At 66.0% G+C, this 1740-nt stretch carries 2 protein-coding genes; both read right to left on the bottom strand.

Annotated elements, in window-relative coordinates:
* Positions 1-132: 132 nt before the first annotated feature.
* Positions 133-843, bottom strand: a complete 711-nt coding sequence (locus AC1D15_RS30445; protein ID WP_477828967.1) for a family 16 glycosylhydrolase — start codon at positions 841-843, stop codon at positions 133-135.
* 33 nt (positions 844-876) lie between these two features.
* Complete coding sequence (locus AC1D15_RS30440; RefSeq protein ID WP_197067063.1) at positions 877-1452, bottom strand: hypothetical protein; 576 nt, start codon at positions 1450-1452, stop codon at positions 877-879.
* Between the last annotated feature and the right edge of the window lie 288 nt (positions 1453-1740).

The raw sequence follows: 1740 nt of genomic DNA, 5'->3' as shown, positions 1-1740 counted from the left end.
CCGCTCGGTGTCACGGCTTGAAAGCAGATCCCCGGCCGTGCTCGGACGGCCGGGCCGGCGCCGAGCATCTGCAGTCCTTCTTCGGCGTTCCGGGGGCGCAGCCGGTTCGAAGCGGCTGCGCGTTGGCCGATCTCAGTCCGAAACCTTCACCCAGTCGTAGTAGGCCGGACCGCCGCCGCCGTTGTAGGTCCCCACGAAGCCGACGGCGTTCGCCGAGTTGTTGCCGACCCAGTGGTTCAGCATCAGGCGCATCGGGGCCGAGATCGTCGTGTTGACGCGCCGGAACTCCATCTCCACGCCGGCATCGTTGACGTGGAACCAGCGCACGAAGGTCGGCCGCCATTCGAAGCCGATGGTCCGCCAGCCGGTGCCGATGGCGAACTGCTGGAAGTTCTGGCGGCCGGCCGTCCACACGTTGGTGTGCAGGACGGTGCCCCCCTTGATGAACTCGATGTCGATCTCGAAGTGGTTGGACGTGCCCGCGTTGCCGGTGTACAGGAAGAACGAGCTGTTGCCGCCGGCGATGGTGCCCGGCTGCATGCGCGTCACGAACTTGCCGTACTGGAAGCTCTGCCAGGTGCGCACCTCGGCGCACTTCACCGCGTTGCGGTTGCTGCTGTTGACGTTCAGGTCCAGCCCGCCCCACCCCGTCAGCCACGCTTCGCTGAAGGCGAAGGTGCAGCCGAAGATGTCACCGTTGGCCCAGTTGGCGGTCTCCCAGACCGATCCGTTCGGACCGCCCGAGCCGTCGAACCCGTCGAAGAAGTTGGTGGCCTGCGCGTTCAGGTGCAGGCCGAGGGCCAGCACCATGGCGAAGGCGCCCTTGACGATGGAATTGATCATGCTTGTCTCCTTGTTGTTGGTTGTCGTGCGTGATCAGGGGGCGAGCTTCACGGTGCCCACGCTCAGGTTGTGCGAACCCGTGGTGGTGGCCGCGTTGATCACGTCGACCGCGAACAGGCCGGCCTTGACGGTGCCGACCTTCGAGCCGGTGCCGTTGCAGTAGTCCGGCAGCGGAAACATCGCGTCGCTCAGGTCGATGACGAGTTCGGACAGCGTCGAGTTGACGATCGCCTGGGCCGTCGCCGTGCAGCCGTCACCCGCCACCGGGCTCGGTTGGAGCTTGATCGACAACACGCCGTCGCTCGACGATTTCAGCTGGATCTTCAGCTTGGTGAAACCCGAGGCATTGAAGGCGGTGACCGGGGCCGCGCCGGTGTTGCCGGGTGCGTAGACACGGATCGCCGTGCCGGCGTAGGCCTGGTCGCCCGACAGCGACGCGCCGAAGTCCACCTCGCCCGATGCGAAGGTCGCGGTCCCGGCCGTGAGTTGATTGCCCTTCTCGGCAAAGGAGTACGTCTCGATCTTGCCGGCCTCGCTGGTGTCCGTCGCGCTCGAAGGGGTCGCGAATGCGACATCGCTCGACGAAGGACCGGAGGGCGGTGCCGGCACGGGCGCCGGGACGGGAGCCGACGGCGGTGCGGAGGCCGCCGGCGTGGGGGTGCTGGACCCTCCCCCGCCGCAAGCCGTGAGCGCCACTGCGCTGAAGAGTGCCGTCAAGGCGGTGCATGAGCGCCGATAGATCTGATCCACTGATGTCTCCTATGAAGTGACACGTGGATGGTGTTCTCACCCTGTCGTCGGCGCAGTCGCGTCTTTGCGTTTGACCGTGCCGTTCTTGCGCTCAGGGCTCAATAGCACATCATCAAGCCGAACTTGTTGCGCTCGCAGGTGACGACG

It is taken from the genome of Rhizobacter sp. P2_H2 (assembly GCF_056403375.1).
This window is presented reverse-complemented; position numbering and strand designations above follow the sequence as displayed.